The sequence below is a fragment of the Pseudalkalibacillus sp. JSM 102089 genome (assembly GCF_041366475.1).
GTDB lineage: Bacteria > Bacillota > Bacilli > Bacillales > Guptibacillaceae > Guptibacillus > Guptibacillus hwajinpoensis_B.
In genome coordinates, this window is sequence record NZ_JBEWYW010000001.1 from 242,316 (window position 1) to 263,150 (window position 20,835).

The 20,835-nt window shown below is 40.2% G+C and carries 17 protein-coding genes; 5 read left to right on the forward strand and 12 right to left on the reverse strand.

Annotated elements, in window-relative coordinates; genetic code table 11:
- Positions 1-3: 3 nt before the first annotated feature.
- Positions 4-414 carry a thiol-disulfide oxidoreductase DCC family protein gene (locus ABVF21_RS01105; RefSeq protein WP_303531666.1) on the reverse strand — a complete coding sequence of 137 codons (411 nt, stop codon included), beginning with the start codon at positions 412-414 and terminating at the stop codon, positions 4-6.
- 131 nt (positions 415-545) lie between these two features.
- Here ABVF21_RS01105 and ABVF21_RS01110 point away from each other — a divergent pair, with 131 nt between their 5' ends.
- Positions 546-1,895 carry an MATE family efflux transporter gene (locus ABVF21_RS01110; RefSeq protein WP_371017303.1) on the forward strand — a complete coding sequence of 450 codons (1,350 nt, stop codon included), beginning with the start codon at positions 546-548 and terminating at the stop codon, positions 1,893-1,895.
- A gap of 37 nt (positions 1,896-1,932) precedes the next feature.
- On the opposite strand, the gene ABVF21_RS01115 is transcribed toward ABVF21_RS01110, so the two are convergent.
- The 3 genes from ABVF21_RS01115 to ABVF21_RS01125 form a co-directional block, all read right to left on the reverse strand.
- Positions 1,933-3,552 (reverse strand): ABC-F family ATP-binding cassette domain-containing protein, encoded by a 1,620-nt coding sequence (locus ABVF21_RS01115; protein WP_226613088.1) that lies wholly within the window; start codon positions 3,550-3,552, stop codon positions 1,933-1,935.
- Between the two features lie 82 nt (positions 3,553-3,634).
- Positions 3,635-4,300 (reverse strand): bacillithiol biosynthesis deacetylase BshB2, encoded by a 666-nt coding sequence (bshB2, locus tag ABVF21_RS01120; RefSeq protein ID WP_194221648.1) that lies wholly within the window; start codon positions 4,298-4,300, stop codon positions 3,635-3,637.
- Between the two features lie 13 nt (positions 4,301-4,313).
- Positions 4,314-4,655 carry a YojF family protein gene (locus ABVF21_RS01125; RefSeq protein WP_303531656.1) on the reverse strand — a complete coding sequence of 114 codons (342 nt, stop codon included), beginning with the start codon at positions 4,653-4,655 and terminating at the stop codon, positions 4,314-4,316.
- A gap of 175 nt (positions 4,656-4,830) precedes the next feature.
- On the opposite strand from ABVF21_RS01125, the gene ABVF21_RS01130 reads away from it, so the two are divergent.
- Both ABVF21_RS01130 and ABVF21_RS01135 read left to right on the forward strand, forming a co-directional pair.
- Positions 4,831-5,736 (forward strand): ATP-binding protein, encoded by a 906-nt coding sequence (locus ABVF21_RS01130; protein WP_371017304.1) that lies wholly within the window; start codon positions 4,831-4,833, stop codon positions 5,734-5,736.
- Positions 5,737-7,620, forward strand: coding sequence for a vWA domain-containing protein (locus tag ABVF21_RS01135; RefSeq protein WP_371017305.1), 1,884 nt, complete (start codon positions 5,737-5,739; stop codon positions 7,618-7,620). It abuts the gene before it with no gap.
- Positions 7,621-7,962: 342 nt separating this feature from the next.
- Here the strand turns inward: ABVF21_RS01135 and ABVF21_RS01140 are convergent, their stop codons facing one another.
- The 3 genes from ABVF21_RS01140 to ABVF21_RS01150 all read right to left on the reverse strand — a co-directional run bounded on the left by ABVF21_RS01140 (position 7,963) and on the right by ABVF21_RS01150 (position 10,389).
- Positions 7,963-8,859: a branched-chain amino acid transaminase gene (locus ABVF21_RS01140; protein ID WP_371017590.1), complete on the reverse strand. Its 897-nt coding sequence runs from the start codon at positions 8,857-8,859 to the stop codon at positions 7,963-7,965.
- Positions 8,860-9,105: 246 nt separating this feature from the next.
- The gene (gene mug, locus ABVF21_RS01145; RefSeq protein ID WP_303531651.1) at positions 9,106-9,606 is read right to left on the reverse strand and encodes a G/U mismatch-specific DNA glycosylase; all 501 of its coding nucleotides are present in this window, start codon (positions 9,604-9,606) and stop codon (positions 9,106-9,108) included.
- 6 nt (positions 9,607-9,612) lie between these two features.
- Entirely contained in the window at positions 9,613-10,389 is a 777-nt protein-coding gene (locus tag ABVF21_RS01150; protein ID WP_371017306.1) for a class I SAM-dependent methyltransferase, read from the reverse strand.
- Between the two features lie 275 nt (positions 10,390-10,664).
- Between ABVF21_RS01150 and ABVF21_RS01155 the strand changes: the two genes are divergently transcribed.
- Entirely contained in the window at positions 10,665-11,897 is a 1,233-nt protein-coding gene (locus ABVF21_RS01155) for a dicarboxylate/amino acid:cation symporter (RefSeq protein WP_371017307.1), read from the forward strand.
- 72 nt (positions 11,898-11,969) lie between these two features.
- Here the strand turns inward: ABVF21_RS01155 and ABVF21_RS01160 are convergent, their stop codons facing one another.
- The 3 genes from ABVF21_RS01160 to ABVF21_RS01170 all read right to left on the reverse strand — a co-directional run bounded on the left by ABVF21_RS01160 (position 11,970) and on the right by ABVF21_RS01170 (position 14,237).
- The gene (locus ABVF21_RS01160) at positions 11,970-12,428 is read right to left on the reverse strand and encodes a DUF4306 domain-containing protein (protein WP_371017308.1); all 459 of its coding nucleotides are present in this window, start codon (positions 12,426-12,428) and stop codon (positions 11,970-11,972) included.
- 262 nt (positions 12,429-12,690) lie between these two features.
- Complete coding sequence (locus ABVF21_RS01165) at positions 12,691-13,293, reverse strand: alpha/beta hydrolase (protein WP_371017309.1); 603 nt, start codon at positions 13,291-13,293, stop codon at positions 12,691-12,693.
- On the reverse strand, positions 13,293-14,237 hold the full coding sequence (locus ABVF21_RS01170; RefSeq protein WP_194221641.1) for a ring-cleaving dioxygenase: 945 nt from the start codon (positions 14,235-14,237) through the stop codon (positions 13,293-13,295). The genes ABVF21_RS01165 and ABVF21_RS01170 overlap by 1 nt, the downstream gene beginning before the upstream one ends.
- Positions 14,238-14,454: 217 nt before the next feature.
- Between ABVF21_RS01170 and ABVF21_RS01175 the strand changes: the two genes are divergently transcribed.
- The gene (locus ABVF21_RS01175; RefSeq protein WP_224880206.1) at positions 14,455-14,544 is read left to right on the forward strand and encodes a putative holin-like toxin; all 90 of its coding nucleotides are present in this window, start codon (positions 14,455-14,457) and stop codon (positions 14,542-14,544) included.
- Positions 14,545-14,642: 98 nt separating this feature from the next.
- Here the strand turns inward: ABVF21_RS01175 and ABVF21_RS01180 are convergent, their stop codons facing one another.
- Together ABVF21_RS01180 and gltB are read right to left on the reverse strand one after the other, a co-directional pair.
- The gene (locus ABVF21_RS01180) at positions 14,643-16,127 is read right to left on the reverse strand and encodes a glutamate synthase subunit beta (RefSeq protein WP_303531642.1); all 1,485 of its coding nucleotides are present in this window, start codon (positions 16,125-16,127) and stop codon (positions 14,643-14,645) included.
- A 14-nt stretch (positions 16,128-16,141) separates the two neighbouring features.
- Positions 16,142-20,731 (reverse strand): glutamate synthase large subunit, encoded by a 4,590-nt coding sequence (gltB, locus tag ABVF21_RS01185; protein ID WP_371017310.1) that lies wholly within the window; start codon positions 20,729-20,731, stop codon positions 16,142-16,144.
- Positions 20,732-20,835 lie beyond the last annotated feature (104 nt).

The window sequence follows — 20,835 nt, forward strand, 5'->3', positions numbered from 1 at the left end:
CAATTATAAAAATCTCTCTCTTTGTTCTTTTGATGGAATCATACAACTTTCATTTTTCCCAAACCATTTGTAACGGCGCTTTGCAATGCCGTCATAAATTTTGTCTCTTAGCCGTAATGGTAAAAGTCGAAGTATAAGAAAAAGACTAAAAAAGCCTCCTAGCTGTTTTAAAATATAAAGAGCTGCATCTGATTTAACAAGCGCCTTTCCATCCTTAATGACAATCACACTATCCGGAACGTCTGTTAGTTCAGCGTCATGAAGGAGACGCTTAGCCGTATTCGATTGGAGAGAAGCAAAAGAAAAAACAGCTTTTTTATCATACTTAAACATAAACTTCACTAATCCATTGCATAAATTACAAACCCCATCAAAAAGAATAATGTTTGTTTTCGATTCTCTGGTTGTATTCACTATTCCATTCACCTCGTTTTAAAACATGCTCATTACTTCACATAATAAGTATATCATAACTACATAATCTACGATGGGGAATATGCTATAATTTCCATGTTCATTATTCTACATAGCAAGGATGTTGCACCATGTATCCAACTAAAACGATCAAGGAAAAGATCAAATTATTAGCCATCATTCTTTACCCCATTTTAATCACTCAAGTTGGTCTCTACTCAATGAATTTCGTTGATACGATTATGAGTGGACGAGCTGGGGCAAATGATCTTGCTGGAGTTGCCATTGGTTCAAGTCTCTGGGTTCCTGTATTTACAGGATTAAGTGGAATATTACTTGCCATCACTCCGATTGTTTCGCATTATATCGGTGCAAAGCAGGAAGATCGGGTTTCATTTTCAGTACTTCAGGGCATTTACCTTTCCATTGCTCTTTCCGTTAGTATATTAGTTGTTGGTTATTTTATATTAGACCCTATTTTAAACACCATGGATCTTAATAGCAAAGTTGCTCAAATTGCAAAAGAATATCTTATCGGACTTTCTTTCGGTATAATTCCACTGTTTATTTATTCCGTTCTAAGGAGTTTCTTTGATGCACTTGGTGAAACAAGAACGACGATGCTAGTAACTTTAACGTCGCTTCCAATCAACGTATTCTTCAATTATGTTTTGATTTTCGGTAAATGGGGATTCCCTGAATTAGGAGGTGTTGGTGCTGGATATGCATCAGCGATCACTTATTGGTTTATTCTTTTGATCGCCTTACTAGTTGTCATCAGAGTAAGACCATTCCGAGCGTATAAGATTTTCAACCGTTTTTATCCAATATCCTTTTCTACCTGGAAAGAACAGCTAAAAATCGGTGTTCCGATAGGTTTTTCTATCTTTTTTGAAGTCAGTATTTTTGCGGCCGTTACACTTTTAATGAGCACGTATACAACCGAAACGATCGCTGCTCACCAGGCAGCCATTAATTTTGCTTCTCTTCTATATATGATCCCCCTTAGTATATCAATGGCGTTAACAATTGCTATTGGATTTGAGGTTGGGGCAAGAAGATTACAGGATGCAAAGCAATACAGCTATATGGGCATTGTCTTTGCTGTTCTAATGGCCTTACTATCAGCTCTTTGTTTATTTCTCTTCAATGACACCGTCGCGAGTTGGTATACAAGCAACCAGGGAGTGTTTGATTTAATTAAAGTATTCCTTATTTACGCCATCTTCTTTCAGCTTTCCGATGCCGTTGCTGCTCCCATACAAGGAGCGCTTAGAGGATATAAAGATGTTAACGTAACGCTTGTTATGAGTCTCATTTCTTACTGGGTGATTGGCCTTCCTTCAGGCTACTTACTAGCGAAATACACAGCGTTCGGTCCATACGGCTACTGGGTTGGGCTTAGTGCGGGACTTTTCGTTGCTGCTATTACGCTCTTCCTACGTCTCCGTCACGTACAAAGAGTCGGAAGAATTATATAAACAAAAAGCGGCTCCCAGAAGGGTGCCGCTTTTTGTATTACTTGTACATTTCTTGTGCTTTTGCTTGTAATTCAGTGTTTTCAAGGTACTCATCATAAGTTGCTTCTTTATCAATGATCCCTTTAGGTGTTACTTCAATTACTCTATTTGCGATCGTTTGAATGAACTGGTGGTCATGAGATGTAAAGATCATTGCACCTTTGAAATTCATAAGACCATTGTTGAGTGCAGTAATTGATTCAAGATCCAGGTGGTTTGTCGGATCGTCAAGTACAAGAACATTCGCACCGCTAAGCATCATTTTTGAAAGCATGCAGCGAACTTTTTCGCCACCGGAAAGAACGCTTGCTTTCTTCAATACTTCTTCACCAGAGAAAAGCATTCTTCCAAGGAATCCGCGTAGGAAGCTCTCGCTTTGATCTTCTGGGGAATATTGACGAAGCCAATTAACAAGGTTCGTATCCACACCCTCAAAGTAATCAGAGTTATCTTTAGGGAAGTAAGCTTGTGAAGTGGTAACGCCCCACTTGAACGTTCCGCTATCTGCTTCCATTTCACCCATCAAGATTTTAATTAGCGCCGTATTCGCAATTTCATTACGCCCTACGAGTGCCACTTTATCATCTTTATTTAGCATAAAGCTTACGTTATCAAGTACTTTTACACCATCAATCGTTTTTGTTAAACCTTCTACGTGAAGCACGTCGTTTCCGATTTCACGATTTGGTGTAAAGGCAACGTAAGGGTATTTTCTTGAAGAAGGCTTAATATCATCAAGCGTAATCTTATCAAGAAGCTTCTTACGGGACGTAGCCTGTTTAGACTTCGACGCGTTCGCGCTAAAGCGCTGGATAAACGCTTGAAGTTCCTTTACTTTCTCTTCTTTTTTCTTGTTCGCATCTTCTTTCATCGTACGAGCAAGCTGGCTTGATTCATACCAGAAATCGTAGTTACCCACATACACTTGAATTTTACCGTAATCAAGGTCAGCCATATGCGTACACACTTTGTTTAGGAAGTGGCGGTCATGGGACACAACAATAACGGTATTCTCAAAGTTAATAAGGAATTCTTCTAACCATTGAATGGCGCCAAGATCAAGGTTGTTCGTAGGCTCATCCAGTAGAAGAATATCAGGCGAACCAAAAAGTGCCTGTGCAAGAAGTACTTTCACTTTTTCAGAACCAGTAAGGTCTGCGAGCTTCTTGTCATGGAGATCTTCAGAAATACCAAGTCCTCTAAGTAATACAGCTGCATCTGATTCAGCTTCCCACCCGTTAAGGTCAGCAAATTCACCTTCAAGCTCTGCAGCTTTCATACCATCTTCATCTGAGAAATCCTCTTTCATGTAGATCGCATTCTTCTCCTGCATTACTTCATGAAGACGTGCATGTCCCATAATTACGGTGTTAAGAACCTCATACTCTTCGTATTCGAAATGGTTCTGTTTCAGGACAGCAAGTCGTTCACCCGGTCCCATGTGAACATCGCCAGTTTGTGGTTCGATTTCACCTGATAAAATCTTAAGAAACGTTGACTTACCTGCACCATTAGCACCGATTAGTCCATAACAGTTTCCTGGAGTAAATTTAATATTAACATCTTCAAAAAGCTTACGATCACCATATCGTAAGCCGACATCTGTAACTGTAATCATTTAGGTCGTATTCCTCCATCTATCGTAATATAGTGCAAATTATAACATGTTCTACACGGAATAGATATGAACCCAACAGATCTTATTCATCAAATGGATAGATCCAGAAAGATTCTTGTTTAATAAACGACATCATTTCAGAATTAGGATCCATTGAACCATCTTCAAGTCTTGCCACCATCGCCTCTGTTTGGGAGCGGTGTGCTTCAATGGTTTTGATCTTCGTTTCTAACACATCCGTTACATCAAAAACTTTATCAGGTTTACCAAGTACCACTTCACGGTCCGGAGTAATTGGCAAAGCATAAACCGTTGGACGTTTTTCCTTCGGGATTCGTTTTAACGTTTCTATGACAGCTGCAGAGCAAGCATCATGATCCGGATGGATACCGTATTCTGGATAAAATGTAATAATTAATGATGGGTTTAATTCATCAACTAGCTCTCCAATTGTAGATACAAGCAGTTCAGGGTCTTCAAACTCAAGCGTCTTGTCTCTAAACCCGAGCATGCGAAGATCTTTTACGCCCATAGCGTTGCAGGCATCTTGTAATTCTTTCTTTCGTACTTCTGGAAGTGTTTCTCTTGTCGCAAAAAATGGATTCCCCATATTGCGTCCCATTTCTCCGAGCGTTGCACATGCATACGTGACAGGCACGCCTTCATTTACAAATTTCGTTATCAATCCTGCAGTTCCGAAAGCTTCATCATCCGGATGCGGGAAGACAACGAGGACTTGTTTCTCCATAATCGTTTCCTCCTTAATCGAATGGTGTATAGCTTAATTGAACAGCTACTGCTAAACGTCCGCTTGAATCATGACCTGCCATTAATAAACGACCATCATCCAACTGATAATCCGTTAAGCCTTCAGCGTACATCCAACCGTCATTTAATTTAAACCCAACGCGGAATGGACCGTTACCTGCCATTTTGACATTGGTGAATTTGATTGAGCCATTTCTTATGTAAGCTCCAACCGCAAGCTTTTCTTTATCTTGAGCAGCATAGGCTCCACTCGTTGTTTCTAAGTGAAAATACAGTTCTTTGTTCTCAAATGTTTCAAGGATTTCTTGTACTTTTTCTATTTGAATAGGCTTCATTCTTATGCCCCCTTCTTTCTTAGGCCTACTTGCTAGAACTAGTATAGCTCATCTATTGCGCCTGGTAAAATGATTGACGTTGGCATTCGAACGACTTTCATTAGACAGAGACTGTTTTTTTCCGTTATAGTTAACTTTTGAATACACATGAATTCGAAACTCGGAGGTATGAAAGATGCAATTATATGAAACGTTTGATATTCCAGATAAAATACAAGGCCGTATTGAAGCAAGACGCGAGGCAAACTCCAATCCAGAGCACTATCTCATCGGATCTGAAGGCTATACAGCACCAGATATGTCGATCGTAAAAGATGCCGTCACATCTTTGATTCTAGGTAAAAATGTGCTTCTTAAAGGGCCGACAGGTGCTGGTAAGACAAAACTAGCCGAACTAATTAGCTACTTCTTTAACCAGCCAATGTACTCGATTAACTGTTCTGTTGACCTTGATGCGGAAGCGCTTCTAGGGTATAAAACGTTAACATATGACGATCAGAACAATGCTCATATTACATTCATTCCTGGACCAGTAGAAAACGCGATGAAAAACGGCGAACTTCTCTATATTGATGAAATTAATACAGCAAAAGCAGAAACACTTCCCATTCTAAATGGTGTACTTGACTATCGTCGTATGGTTCTAAACCCTTTCACAGGAGAAACGGTTCGGGCAAAAGAGAACTTTGGCGTCATTGCTGCAATTAATGAAGGATATATTGGAACAGCACCATTAAATGAAGCATTAAAAAATCGCTTTATCGTGATAGAAGTACCTTACCTACAGGGAGAAGCTTTAAAAGAAATGTTAAGTGAACAATCGCTTTTAGATGATTCAAAACAGCTGGATCAGTTTGTTACGTTATCTGCTGATCTTCAATCAAAAGTAAGAGATGGTCAAATTTCAGAGGAAGCCGCCTCTCCTCGTTCACTTCTAGACGCTTGTGACTTAACAACATTTATGGAAGCGAGACGCGCGATTAAACGAGCGATTACAGATAAGCTTGAAGATGAGCGTGAAAAAGCTGCAGTGGAAAACATCGCAGAAACAATTTTCGGACGTTATCAGGAGAAATCATAAATGAAGTTTCTAAACTTTGCTGAGAATCAGACTGATCCGTTTCTTCATCTAAGTTTATCTGATCTCGCTGAAACACTGAGTCATCTAGAGAGTGAAGTTCAGTTCGCTTTCCATTCTTACTACAGACCAGCCGAACAGTTGATTACGGTCAGTCATTATTGGAATGATATTTTTGATGGAACGCAATATGATGGTATGAAAAGTGATATTTACCTTCGTGCACTTGGTAATGTTCATTATACGAATTTCAATGAAGTAGATCACTTCCTCTCCTCTATCAAACAACAATCACATCCTCTTTTCCGTAAGCAACTGTTTGCATTATTAGAGGATATAAGACTCGAGCAGATTTGTAAGTCTATCCGACCAGGAATGAGCTCTGCTTTTGATACAAGACGAACGTTATTTCAAAAGCGTTTTCGTGGTCGTCTTGAAGTTCATAATCGCCAGAATCAGCTGCTTGATGCATTATTCTGCGCAATTTATCTACAAGCGATCGGTAAACCAGTTGCTCTCGGAAATGAACTAGCAGAATATAAGCCCTATCTGCGCCATTTAATTATTGAGATTTCTAAAGCAAGTTCAACAAAAGACGTTGCCACTCTCACAAACGCATTTTGTCAGGAGCTCAATGATGATCATTTCGATATGACAACAGAATATTTAACGATGTATGGAACCTCGGCCAACGCTTCCGCTGTTGTTGAAGATGAAGAAGCTCGTCAGTTAAAAAGTGACGATACGATGGAAACGACTGATAAAGAAGATAAAGAAACGTATGATGAGGAAATGAATACGTGGCATGAAGAGCAGGAGCAAGAAGGATCCAACTTCCTTCAATTTGACTTAGAAGAAGGCGCTAAATCAGATCTGATTGGTGAAGGCGAGCGAAAGGAAGAATCTGGTGATCAGGCCTTTGTCAGTGTCCAAGGTGCTTCTAAGCAGTCAGAAGGCAGTCAGTTTGATGAAGAGGCAATTCTTGAAAGTCGTGAGACAAAAGCTGTTGCTTCTTCACAGGATCCTCTAGGTGAAGCGAATCGAAACGTAAAAGAAGTGATTCGTCATGCCGAAAAACCAACTTCTGAAGAGCTTTCGAATTATCGAACTGCGAAGGCTGACATCCAATACGCTGAAAAATCACTTCGTGCTGCGATCCAAAAAACGATTGAGCAAAAACAAATTGCTCCTAGAAGTGATCTTCACTTTGGACGATTGAACCGCAAGCTACTAAGGCTATTAACAGACGAAAACCCTCGTCTCTTTTATAAAAAGAATGCGCCTAGTACAGAGCTTGATGTAACGTTCTCGTTGCTCGTCGATTGCTCGGCATCGATGTACGACAAGATGGAAGAAACACGACTAGGAATCACGCTTTTCCATGAGACGCTAAAAGGACTTAATATTAAACACTCGATCACTGGATTCTATGAAGATGCATTCGATGCTGATGATCAGGAACAACCGAATACCCTATTTCAAATTGTTGATTACAACCGATCGACTCAAGCTCATGAAGGGGCTAAAATTATGCAATTGGAACCTGAAGAAGACAATCGGGATGGGTATGCGATTCGAAAAGTTGCTCAAGAATTAGCCGAACGAAATGAAAAACATAAAATTTTACTTGTGTTTACAGACGGCGAGCCTTCCGCATACGATTACAGCGAAAATGGTATCATCGATACTCATGAAGCCGTGATGCAAACAAGGAAAAAAGGCTTTGAAGTAATCGGTGTTTTCTTATCTAACGGGGAACCACAGGAAAAGGAAAAAAATACGATGCGAAATATCTACGGCACACAAAGCCTTGTGATTCCTTCTGCTAATGAGATTCCCGCTTATTTAACGCCTCTGTTGAAACGATTATTGCTGCGATTTGTATAGAAAATATGAACGGTTATCACTTTGTCCTTAAATGGTGATAACCGCTTTTTCTATAATAAATATGCTTGAAATCCCTTTTATTGATGGACCCCATTTCTATATACTGTCTCATCCAACTAATAAACCAATTCGCTAAACCGCTAAGTAATAATGGTGGAATTCGGCAGTAAAGTATATCAAAATAGAATTAAATACTACATTAATAGAAAAAAAGCAGTTTATGCTGGTGCTAAGATTAACGGTTTAGCAAATTGAATTTCTCTTCTTTTTACTCGTTTATTAAAAATATCCATCGTAAAGGATATAGTACCTTAAGCGATTTAGCTCGAATATTTTTGCATTTTAATACACAGAAGTACAGTAGCTAATATAGGATGATATCCCCCCACGAGCGATCTGGTCATACGTTTTTTGGATTTTATGTGTAATCTGACCGATTTTACCATTTCCTATCATTCTTCGATCTATCTCCACTACTGGTTTAATTCCAAGAGCCGTTCCCGTAAGAAACACTTCATCTGCCTCGTATAACTCAACTCTCGTAATACTCTGTTCTCGCATTGATAATCCCAACTCTCTGTATACAATTTGAGCAACGGTATTTCGAGTGATTCCAGGAAGAATATCATCAGATACTGGAGGAGTCACAACTTCATTCCTTCGTACGATAAAGAGGTTATTAGTAGCTCCCTCACTTACATTCCCTTCTCTAGTTAAAAAAAGAGCCCCATCATAACCGTTTAACACCGCTTCATTAATTGCCAACCCTGAATTCAAGTAGCCAGCTGTTGATTTTGTTTGTGGAGGAATCATATTACTTCCTACTCTTGTCCAAGAGGAAACACATACATTTATAGAAGGTTTTGGCTCATACTCGGTAAGATCCAGGTAGATTGCTAGATGATTTAATGGATCATTTAAATCTGGACGTAACGTATTAGCTCCTTTGAAACAAAGCGGCCGTATATAAACATCTTGAGTCACTTGGTTGATTGATAGTAACTGCCTGGTAATCTCAGACAACTGATCTATAGAATAGGGAATGGGAATATACAAGCTTTTTCCAGAGCCGTGGAACCTTTTAAAATGATTATCTAATCGAAAAACAAAAAGCTGCTTTTGTTCTTTATTCCAAAAGGCGCGTATACCTTCTATGCAACCTAAACCATAGTTTAGCCCTTTATTTTTAATGCTAAGACTTAAGGAACGTTCATCTACAAATCGATCTTTATCAAACATAAAAGGCACAGCATTCACCCTCTTTAATGGCTAGATGGAACGTTGTTGTTTTTTACCGAAAGCCGATATATCATCACTATTAACTAACATAGCTTTTTAAATAATATATGCTCGTAATGGCTAATCATTAGAGAATTTTCGATTAATGTGGCACCAGTAATGTACGACATGTTCTTACGAAGGGACTATTTCTCTGTACTTAGCTAGATACTGTTGATTCTCGAATGAGAACAAAATCTATGTCGTTCATTTTCTTAGCATTGTACTTAAATGCCGATAGATTTCTACTAATTCCTCAAGTGTCATCCTAACTAATCCGCTAGTTGATGGTGCCACAAAATCTTGCACACCATCTATTTGATTAACGGGTTGATATCCCCACTCAGCCTTTCTAACACCCGAGAATTTCTGGTAAACTCCTTTTCCTACAAAACAATTGACTTCGGGCTTATACAATCTAATTTTCTTGCTAAGCTGCTCTCGTCCTTTTGTGTAATCATCAGACGTTAAGTCAGCCGCTCCTCGCGTAGGACGATCTACGATATTCGTGAGGCCATACCCATATTCTAAAAGCCTATGGTCTTCCTCTGGTAAGAGCTTACGATCTGTAAGACCCGCTTCTTTTAATACGGAATAAAAACGATTTGTTGGGTTTGCATAATGATGCCCCTCATTCTCGGACTGGAGTCCAGGGTTAAAACCGATAAACAAAACTTTCAACTGGTGATCAAGATGGTCTGGTAACAAAGCGCCTCACTCCTTGCATTCAAGTATTCCATAATGAAATTTCGATGTTTTTCGAATTTGTTGTTGAAAACCTAACTGTTCAAACCGGGAGCTTTTAAATGAATCTTTTAAAATAACTCTTATGCGGGCAACTCGTCTAGCTTCCATCACCATATTTTCTGTGAGTGCATCATAAATCGCAACCTGTTTGATACCAGATATGCCGTCAGATGCTAAGATAGAATCTTCAAACATTGGGTCAAAATATACAACATCAACCGAGTTCTCCATTAAATGAGGTAATACGTCTTCATATTTATTACTTCGAACTGTTATTCGCCTCATTGCCTTATCTACGTAGTTATTATTACTTTCCCATTTTTTTAATCCTTCTTGCAGTAATAGTGCGTGCTCTGAACCCTCAATTGCTTGGACACTACCGAATTCGCCTACTATTAAACTCGCAACGATGCTGTCAGAACCAAGACCTGCTGTACAATCTAACAAGCTCATTCCTTCACTAAGACCACTCGCCTTAATGAACGCATCATCACGACCATTTAGAACCGCCTTGCAACGAAACATCGCCGAGTTTGGATGAAAGAAAATCGGTGTTTCAGCGCTTTCTTTATACAAATATAATCGATCAAAACCGACAACCACAACTATTTCCTGATAAAGATGAATGATTTGTTGAATCGATCGTTTTTCTCTTGATATGTAAGTACCTTCATAATTATGACTCAGTTTTATAGCCTCTTTAATGAGTGCTTCAGTCGGTCTTCCTGCAGTTGTAAAAATCATCCGATTATCTCCTTTAATTTCCTACAAAGCTAGTATACCATGTCGTTTAAGATGATTTCCGGAGAGAACAGCTCCACCTTAGAAACTATATTGAAATAAAAAATGAAGTGAAACTGTATTCGGTGGACACGTGCTATCAACTAATATAAACACCATTGGCTCATTGTTATATAAACCATATAATTTTAACAAATACGATAAATGAAAATTCAAATTCTAAACAAATTATTATGTAGCTGTTATACTAATAACACTATTTAATAAGAGGTGGAACAATGCAAAAAATGTGGCATATGTATAAAAATTCTTCATTCATACTAAAAATGACGCTTGGCTTTATACTTGGTATTACAGCTGGAATTCTTTTTGGCTCAAGTATAGAATTCATTAAACCGCTTGGCACCATTCTAATCAACTTGCTTAACCTAGTAGCCATTCCAGTTATTTTTCTAACAGTTGTGCTTGCAATCAATCAAATGAACCCAAAATACCTTGGGAAATTAGGTGGAAAACTGTTAGTATATTACGGATTAACAACAGCAGCCGCTGTTTTAATAGGGGTTACAATCGCTTTATGGATTAGCCCTGGATCTGGTCTAACACTTCCGGATACGAAAGTTGAAAAGCCTGACACTCCTGGTTTTTCTGATGTTCTCTTAAATATCGTTCCGAATAACCTTTTTGAAACCTTTTCTTCAGGACAACTCATGGGTATACTCTTTCTTGCTGTAATCATTGGATTAACTATGGGGAAAATGCGCTATTCTGAGAAAAATGACTTGCGTGAATCTGGCGAGAGACTTCATAAGCTATTCTCCGCTGCAAATGACTTATTCTTTTTGTTACTGCAAGGTATTTTGCTTTATGCACCGTTTGGCATCTTTGCCATTAGTGCAACATCCTTCGGCACTCAAGGCTGGCAAACGTTCCAATCTTTACTTGCTTTCACAGGTGTTTTTTATTTAGGCGTTCTATTACTTTGGGCATTGATTTATACTTCTTTTCTAAAGTATGCGAAATTAAGTATTAAAAACTTCTTTTCTCAAACGAAAGATGCTTACTTAACAGCATTTTTTACATCAAGTAGTATCGCTTCTCTTCCAATCGCGATTGACTCTGCTAAAAATGCCGGCATCTCAGAACGAATTGTGAACTTTTCTTTACCAATCGGGGCCGTCTTCAATTCAGACGGAGGGGCGTTAAGAATGGGTGTGTCGATCGTTTTTGCCGCAAACGTCACCGGATTAAACTTCTCCGTTATGGATTATGTGACCATTGTTGCCATAGGTACACTTCTCTCCATAGGAACGGCCGGGATTCCCGCTGCCGGCTTAGTGACATTATCAGCAGTGTTAACCATGTTTAACCTTCCCTTAGAAATTGTTGCTTTAATCGCTGGAGTTGACGTCATGATTGGCATGGCTGGTACAGCTTCGAACGTACTTGGTGATATTATTGGGGCAGCTGTCATCGATCGTGATAAAAAACCATCCAAATCAGCTGCTTAAATGAAAAGGCGGCCCTGTTATCTCGATAACAGGGCCGCTTTTCTCTAATTAAACGATTAAACTCTATTAACACTAAATGTCTCTTGTCCTTCTACCGATCCATAAGAATCCTCCAATATTGAATAAACCAACAGTGATGAGCAACCATGAAATTATTTCTAATCCAACTGTGGGAGAATTATTGCTAAAACAACTTGCGAGAAGTAACCCCATTCCTAGACTTCCATAATAGACTTTTAACTTCTTCCGATCATGCTTAACGGCGAATGAAAATAAAAACGTCAGCAAATAAATACCGCTTACCACCATAAGAATTGGGAAGAGCGGTTTGAATTTAGCCGCATATATAAAGTGATCTAGGCTTGATATATCTGCTTGCCCTGTAACTTGGCCGTTTATCACCCTTGAAAAAAATGTGCTATATTCCCATTCCCACGGCTTATTTCGTAGCTCACTACCTTCATACCAGCTTCCTAATGTAGATAAAACAAGCATAACAAGTGCGGTACTACCTTTCACAATATTCATCATCCAACATTCGACTCCTTACCTGAAAACTACTTCAAATCATCACCCTTATTTTACCATAATGATTTTTGGTTCTAAACCCGCTAAAACCATGTACTCAAACTTAATAGATTAAGTAAATTTATTGCTTATGAATGATTCAAAATCTAGTCATTAAATATCGTATGAACTTATCTTTTATCATAAAACGAGCATCAAAATCATTCGATTTTAATGCTCGTTTCCGCTTTTTTATTGTATAACTAATTAAAATCAACCAGCTGTTCTAATAGTTTTCTTTAAACCATTCTGCCGCTTTTTCTGCTTCTGATCTCGTTAATTGATGACCTGCACTTTCCCAATGAACCGTTACCTCTGCCCCAGCATGAGAGAACATTTCCTGAAGTTCCTTTGTTTCTTGAGGGGCGCAAATGGGATCATTTTCACCAGCGCCTATGAAAATTGGTTTTTGCTTAAGGTTCGGTAGCTCAAGATGACGCAGTGGCACCATAGGATGATGTAGGACAGCGCCTTTAAGCGCATTTGCATCGTGGAATAGAAGGCTAGCTGCGATGTTAGCGCCATTTGAGTACCCTATTGCAATAACGTTGTTGCGCTCAAAATCGTATTTTTGTGCCGATTCATCGATGAAAGCATTTAATTCATGTGTTCTCTCTATTAAATCCGCTTCATCAAAAACGCCTTCCGCTAATCGCTTGAAAAAGCGCGCCATCCCGTTTTCTGATACATTCCCTCTCACACTCAGAATGGAATGCCCAGGAGCAATAAGCTCAGCTAAAGGAACTAAATCTTCTTCTGTTCCGCCAGTACCATGAAGTAATAGTACAGTCGGAAGCTCTTTTTTTCCTTGTTTAAAAAGATGGTTCATCATTTGTCACCATTCAGGACTCTTGCTTCCGCTGGTTCAAGATGATTTTCAATTTGAGATCGCTTCTCTTCTAGCCATGGTGGTAGAAGAAGCTTTTTCCCCATTTCATCAGGGTCTTCATCTTTTGCAAACCCTGGAGGATCCGTTGCTATTTCAAACAGTATTCCACCTTCTTCTCTAAAGTAGATGGCATTGAAATACTGTCGATCCACGACCGGAGTTGGAGTATACCCATTTTCTTCGAGTAAGTTTCTCCATTCTTCATGATCATTGAAGTCATTAGCCCGAAACGCAATATGATGGACAGTACCTGAGCCCATGCTTCCAGACTCTAGCGGTGTTTTCTTCACGTCGACCGTGTTGCCTATCGAATCACTGGATTTAAATCGAACAAAATCTTCTTCTTCAGCTACACGAATAAAACCAAGAACTTCTTCTAACACATTCATAGTTGCTTCCGGCTTGCCGGTCAATAATGTAGCACCTGCGAATCCTTTGATTGCATGTTTTGTGCTAACACCGCCAAAACTCCACGTGTTTCGCTCCCCTTCTTCTCTTTCAACGAGTTCAAGGTGTAGTCCATGCGGATCATCAAAAGCGAGAACCTTTTCACCAAACCGAGTCATCTCACCGTTTTCTACGTTTAATTTATCAAGACGCTTTTTCCAGAACGTTAAACTGCCTTCAGGCACAACGAAGCTGGTTACGCCAACTTGACCAGAGCCAATCTTTCCATCATGTGCTTTCGACCATGGGAAAAAGGTCATAATTGTACCAGGTGCCCCTTCTTCATTTCCGAAATAAAGGTGGTATGTTCCTGGATCATCGAAGTTCACTGTTTTTTTAACGAGACGAAGACCAAGAACCCCACTATAAAAATCAATATTTTCCTGAGGATTTCCTACAATTGCAGTAATATGATGTATCCCTGTTGTATGCTTCATAAATGACAAGTCTCCTTTTCAATATTACATCCACTTTAGAAGGTTCCCGTATAGTACGGTTTTTAATCGTCTAATTTGTTCTTTTAGACGCCTTTATCTCGAAATCGAGATATTTGATTTAAGTGTATATAATTTGTATTCTTATGTCAAATCTTTTCCTCTTATGCGTATAGGACAACCCCTGCTGGTGACATTCTATATGTAAAGGAGTGATGTGATGCTAAGCGTATTTGAGGCCCTGTCGTTAATGGTCAGCTTTTCCGCTCTTGTGCTCGCCATCATCCACACGAAAGATCGTTCATCGTAACAAAGTGAAAAAGCACCCCTTCGGTGATGACCCCCGGAAGTTAGTTTTACTCTAACTTTCGGGGTCATTACCTTCATAGGAGTGCTTTTTTACATCAATTAAGGCATGACAGTTTTATTCATAAGATAACGATCGGTCTCGCGTGCAACGCCGCGACCTTCATTTATCGCCCATACAATGAGACTCTGTCCTCTGCGAACATCACCTGCTGCAAAAACACCATCAACGTTTGTGCGATAGTCTTCGAATTCAGCCTTCGCTCGTTTCCGATTGTCCTGCTCTACTTCAAAATGTTCGAGAACCCCTTCTTCAGGTCCAGTAAATCCAATAGCAATGAAGACAAGTTCAACTGGCCAAACTTGCTCTGTACCAGGGAGTTCCTTCATGAACACATTGCCCATCTTATCAACATGCTTTTCGATTGTAACCGTATGAAGTTCCTTCACATTGCCATCTTCGTCACCAACAAATTTTTTCGTCATGATGGAATATTGACGAGGGTCTTCCCCGTGCTCTGCTTGCGCTTCTTCATAAGCATAGTCAAGAGTAAAAACCTTAGGGAATTCTGGCCAAGGATTATCGATCATACGGTCGGCAGTTAGCTGCGGGTGTTTACCAAATTGGTGTACACTTTTGCAACCGTGTCTGAGCGCAGTTGCCACACAGTCCGCTCCAGTATCTCCACCACCGATGACAATAACATTTTTACCTTCTGCAGAAACATACTTGTTATCTTGAAGCTTAGAATCAAGCAAACTTTTCGTGTTCTGTCTTAAATAATCCATGGCATAATGAATGCCACCTAGCTTACGACCTTCAATCGGAAGATCACGGTGCTTTTGAGCACCTGTACAAAGAATTACAGCATCATGCTGATCACGAAGCTCATCTTGAGTGACATCTTTACCAATTTCGGTATTCGTAATAAAGGTTACTCCCTCATCTTCAAGAAGCTTCACACGTCGCTCAACTAATTCTTTATCAAGCTTCATATTCGGAATACCGTACATTAGTAAACCACCAATACGATCGTCACGCTCAAATACTGTGACAGTATGACCAGCTTTATTTAGCTGATCAGCCGCTGCTAAACCAGCAGGGCCTGATCCTACAATGGCAATCTTCTTACCTGTACGATTTTTAGGAGGCTCGGGTGTCATCCAACCTTCTGCAAACCCGCGATCAATAATTTCCTTCTCGATACTTTTTATTGCAACAGCATCATCAGGAATAGCTGCTACGCAGGCTCCCTCACACGGTGCCGGGCAAACTCTACCGGTGAATTCCGGAAAGTTATTCGTTTTAAGAAGTCGATCTAGCGCGTCTTTCCATTTCCCTTGATATACAAGGTGATTCCATTCAGGAATCAAATTATAAAGTGGACAACCCGATGCACTTCCATTTAGTTCTATACCTGAGTGGCAGAAGGGCGTGCCACAATCCATGCAGCGTGCCCCTTGCGTTTTCAGAGTTTCTTCTGATTGAGGAAGCTGGTATTCTTCCCAATCTTTTAAGCGTGTTGAATGATCTCTTTCACGTGCTTTTTCTCTAGGATAGTCTAAAAAACCTGTTGGTTTACCCAATCGAATACCTCCCCTTATACCGGTTCCAGGTCACTTTGACGTGGCTTTACTTGACCGTTCTTAGCCTGCTGGAACACTTCATATGCTGCGTCGTCATCTTCATAGCCTTTTTCTTTCAATTCTTCTAATGATTCTGTGATTCTCTTATATTCTTTCGGAATCACTTTCACAATTTTCCCGACAACCTCATTCCAGTTTTGAATGAAACGGATCGCTTTCGGACTATCAGTAAAGTAAGCATGCTGCTGAATCAAATGCTTCACTTCAAGAATCTCGTCATAGTTACGTAGTGATTCAATGTGAACCATTTCAGCATTTACATTGCGCTTAAACGCCTCCTGATCATCTGAAAGAACATAAGCAATTCCACCTGACATACCTGCTGCAAAGTTCTTTCCGGTCTCACCAAGAATAACGACACGTCCACCTGTCATGTATTCACAACCGTTGTCTCCAATACCTTCAACAACCGCACTTGCACCACTATTTCTTACACAGAATCGCTCTCCTGCGAGACCGCTAATATAAGCTTCACCTGAAGTTGCTCCGTAGAAAGCAACGTTACCTACAATTGTATTTTCATCACGAGCAAACTCAGCCTTAACGGACGGGTGAATGATCAGTTTCCCACCTGATAACCCTTTACCTACATAATCATTAGCATCGCCTTCTAGTTGCATTGTGACGCCATTTGGTACGAAGGCTCCAAAACTTTGACCTGCTGAACCTGTGAAGTGTAAGCGAATCATATCTTCTGGAAGTCCTTCTGCGCCATAGCGCTTCGTAATTTCATGTCCTAGAAGAGCACCTGCAACGCGGTTTGTATTACGAATAACATAAGACCCTTCAAAAGGCTTCTGTTCTTCGAGCGCACCGAGTGCTGCAGGAATAATTGAGGTATTGTCAAGTGCTGCTTCTAACTTGTGATCCTGATCACGCTGTTTGAAGCGGCCAACCTCTTCTGACACATGCGGCTGATAGAGAAGCGGTTTTAGATCAAGGTATCTTGCTTTCCAGTGATCTTTCGTGCGACGACTTACTTTCAGTACATCCGTACGTCCAATCATCTCCTCGATCGTTCTAAATCCTAGCTCAGCCATGATTTCACGAACTTCTTGTGCAATAAACTGCATGTAGTTCACGACGTGATCCGGATTCCCCATAAATTTCTTACGTAGTTCAGGATTTTGAGTAGCTACACCAACCGGGCATGTATCAAGATGGCACGCTCTCATAAGAATACAACCTAGAACGACTAACGGTGCTGTCGAGAATCCAAATTCTTCAGCGCCTAGAATAGCTGCCATCACGACGTCACGACCAGTCATCATTTTTCCATCAGCTTCTAGAACAACACGATCACGTAAATCATTTAATACGAGTGTTTGATGCGTCTCCGCTAGACCAAGTTCCCATGGAAGACCAGCGTGTTTGATACTCGTTCTTGGAGATGCTCCTGTTCCACCCTCATATCCGCTAATGAGAATAACATCTGCAAGCCCTTTAGCTACACCTGCAGCAATCGTACCAACCCCTGCTTTTGAAACTAGCTTGACGTTGATTCGTGCAGATGGATTTGCATTCTTTAAATCATGAATTAGCTGGGCAAGATCCTCAATCGAATATATATCATGATGTGGCGGTGGTGAAATTAGTCCAACACCTGGAGTCGAGCCACGTACTTCAGCAATCCAAGGGTATACTTTCTTCCCTGGTAGCTGACCACCTTCACCAGGTTTCGCACCTTGAGCCATTTTAATTTGAATTTCATCTGCATTGCTTAAGTAGTAGCTTGATACACCAAATCGACCTGATGCTACCTGTTTAATAGAGCTTCGACGAAGATCACCATTTTCATCAGGAGTGAAACGAGAAGGGTCCTCTCCACCTTCACCGCTATTGCTACGTCCCCCTATACGGTTCATTGCAATCGCAAGAGCTTCGTGAGCTTCACCACTTAAGGCACCATAGCTCATTGCACCCGTTTTAAACCTACGAGTAATCGATTCAACACTTTCAACCTCATCAATCGAGATCGCATCTTTTGAACCAAAATCAATCGCCTGTCTTAAATAAGTGAGATTCTCTTCTAACGCCATGCCAGAGAATTTCTTATATAATTCATAGTTATTACTTCTAGCAGCGTGTTGGAGTGTATGAATGGTTTTCGGATTGAATGAATGGTGCTCTCCCCCATTTCTCCACTGCAGTTCACTACCTGTTTCAAGTGTAAGATCACTATATTCAGAATCATGATAAGCAAAGTGATGCCTCATTAACGTTTCTGTTGCAATAACATCGATTGGAATACCATCAATTTGCGAAGCTGTACCAGCAAAATAACGATCAATTACTTCGTTGCTAACTCCAATCGCCTCGAAAATTTGCGCTCCTCGATAGCTTTGTATTGTTGAAATGCCCATTTTGGACATCACTTTTACAATTCCAGTTGTCGCAGCATCAATATAATTATCAACGGCATCTTCGAAAGAAAAGCCCTCAATAGTCCCGTCATTAATCATATGGTCAATCGAGTCATAAGCAGCATATGGATAAATGGCGTCTGCTCCATAACCAACTAACATAGCAAACTGATGAACGTCCCTAGCTTCACCTGTTTCTACGATCAAACTTACTTTCGTCCGCGTCTCGCGTTTAATCAAGTGATGATGAAGGCCACTTAGAGCAAGTAAAGAAGGAATCGCCGCTTTCTCATGATTCACTCCAAAATCAGAAAGAACAAGTATGCTTTTCCCGTTTTTAATTGCGCGATCAGCTTTACGGAATAACGCCAGAAGTGCATGCTCCATTTCCGTTTCACCACGTGCTGCATTAAACAATAAACTAAGTGTTTCAGGATGAAAGTCCTCTTCGTCTAATGCCTTAATCGCTTCAAATCGACTATCCGTTAAAATAGGTGTTTCAAGACGAATTCTTCTAGCGCTTCCTGGTTTGGTTTCAAGTAAATTTCCTTCAGGGCCAAGCAGCGTCATTGTTGAAGTAACGGATTCTTCTCGAATCGAATCAATTGGTGGATTCGTTACTTGAGCAAACAGCTGTTTAAAGTAGTTAAACAGTAACTGTGGACGCTCAGAAAGAACAGCTAATGGCACGTCATTTCCCATTGATCCGATTGGATCTTTTTTCTCAGTAACCATTGGCGCGATATTTTTTGTAAGTTCTTCATATGTGTATCCAAAAGCACGCTGTGTTTGGACTAGTTCTTTCTCATCTATCTGTCTTGTCTTCACTTTTTCTGGTGAAAGACTCATAAGGTTTTCATCAAGCCATTTACGGTAAGGTTTATCAGTCGCAATTTGCGCTTTAATCTCCTCATCGTCAACGAGGCGCTTTTCCTCTAGATCGAGTAGTAGCATTTTCCCAGGACTTAAGCGGCCTTTTTCTGTAATCTTCTCTTCTTCTATTTCAATAACGCCAACTTCAGAAGAAAGAATAAACGTGTCGTCGTTTGTAATAACGTATCGTGCAGGACGCAAACCATTACGATCAAGCATCGCTCCTATTTGACGACCGTTAGTAAACGCAATAGCCGTTGGACCATCCCATGGCTCCATCAATGTACTATGATACTCATAAAATGCCTTCTTTGGATCCAGCATCGTAGCATCACGGTCCCATGGCTCTGGAATCATCATCATAGCCGCATGTGGCAATGAACGGCCTGAGAGATTCAAGAATTCAAGACAGTTATCTAATGAAGAGGAGTCACTTCCATTTGGACGGACAATTGGAGCAATATCTTTCATGTCATCTCCAAATACTTCCGATTGAAGAGCTCCTTCTCTTGCTCTCATCCAGTTCACATTTCCACGAAGCGTATTGATCTCCCCATTATGAATAAGATAACGGTTTGGATGGGCACGATCCCAGCTTGGGAAAGTATTTGTACTAAAGCGTGAGTGCACCATTGAAAATGCTGATTTAAAACTAGGATCTTTCAAATCAAGATAAAATTGATCTAGCTGTTCTGGTGTTAACATCCCTTTATAAACAATCGTATCTTTGGAGAAGCTCGCTGCATAATACTTTGTTTTTGATAACTGAGAATCTTGAGCAACTTGCTTCTCTGCTTTTTTACGAATAACGTATAATTTACGTTCAAATTCTTCAGCTGAAATATCGCTTTTCTTAATAAAGACCTGTCGAATGACAGGCTGAGCAATACATGCCGCTTCTCCAATTGTCGTTTCATCTACAGGAACCGTTCTCCAGCCAATAAACTCTTGACCTGCTTCCTTGATTGCTTTCTCAACAATTTGTTTTGCACGCTGTCTCAGCTGATTATCTACCGGAAGGAACATCATTCCTACTCCGTATTCACCTTTATCTGGTAGGTTTAATCCTGAATTCTTTTTGAAAAACTCGTGTGGAATCTGTAACATAATACCCGCACCGTCACCCGTGTCAGGATCGCTTCCCTGCCCTCCTCGGTGATCTAGCTGGCGTAACATATAGACTCCTTTTTCAATAATGTCGTGTGCAGGCACATTATTCATATTGGCGATCAGTCCGATGCCACAAGCGTCATGCTCATGAATTGGATCATATAATCCTTGTTTCTCTGGAAAATTACTTCTATCCATAATCCCACTCCTCGCTCTTATCCCAATTCATTATGGTTTCTCGCTTTAACGCCATAACGTCGAAATTGTTTAAATATTCTACACTTATTGTATATTGCTTTAAC

Bases quoted from the DNA above. Each gene is read 5' to 3' on its own strand.
- ABVF21_RS01110 (WP_371017303.1), top strand. From the start codon at position 546: ATGTATCCAACTAAAACGATCAAGGAAAAGATCAAATTATTAGCCATC.
- ABVF21_RS01115 (WP_226613088.1), bottom strand. From the start codon at position 3,552: ATGATTACAGTTACAGATGTCGGCTTACGATATGGTGATCGTAAGCTT.
- bshB2 (WP_194221648.1), bottom strand. From the start codon at position 4,300: ATGGAGAAACAAGTCCTCGTTGTCTTCCCGCATCCGGATGATGAAGCT.
- ABVF21_RS01125 (WP_303531656.1), bottom strand. From the start codon at position 4,655: ATGAAGCCTATTCAAATAGAAAAAGTACAAGAAATCCTTGAAACATTT.
- ABVF21_RS01130 (WP_371017304.1), top strand. From the start codon at position 4,831: ATGCAATTATATGAAACGTTTGATATTCCAGATAAAATACAAGGCCGT.
- ABVF21_RS01135 (WP_371017305.1), top strand. From the start codon at position 5,737: ATGAAGTTTCTAAACTTTGCTGAGAATCAGACTGATCCGTTTCTTCAT.
- ABVF21_RS01140 (WP_371017590.1), bottom strand. From the start codon at position 8,859: ATGTTTGATAAAGATCGATTTGTAGATGAACGTTCCTTAAGTCTTAGC.
- ABVF21_RS01150 (WP_371017306.1), bottom strand. From the start codon at position 10,389: ATGATTTTTACAACTGCAGGAAGACCGACTGAAGCACTCATTAAAGAG.
- ABVF21_RS01155 (WP_371017307.1), top strand. From the start codon at position 10,665: ATGCAAAAAATGTGGCATATGTATAAAAATTCTTCATTCATACTAAAA.
- ABVF21_RS01160 (WP_371017308.1), bottom strand. From the start codon at position 12,428: ATGATGAATATTGTGAAAGGTAGTACCGCACTTGTTATGCTTGTTTTA.
- ABVF21_RS01165 (WP_371017309.1), bottom strand. From the start codon at position 13,293: ATGAACCATCTTTTTAAACAAGGAAAAAAAGAGCTTCCGACTGTACTA.
- ABVF21_RS01170 (WP_194221641.1), bottom strand. From the start codon at position 14,237: ATGAAGCATACAACAGGGATACATCATATTACTGCAATTGTAGGAAAT.
- ABVF21_RS01175 (WP_224880206.1), top strand. From the start codon at position 14,455: ATGCTAAGCGTATTTGAGGCCCTGTCGTTAATGGTCAGCTTTTCCGCT.
- gltB (WP_371017310.1), bottom strand. From the start codon at position 20,731: ATGGATAGAAGTAATTTTCCAGAGAAACAAGGATTATATGATCCAATT.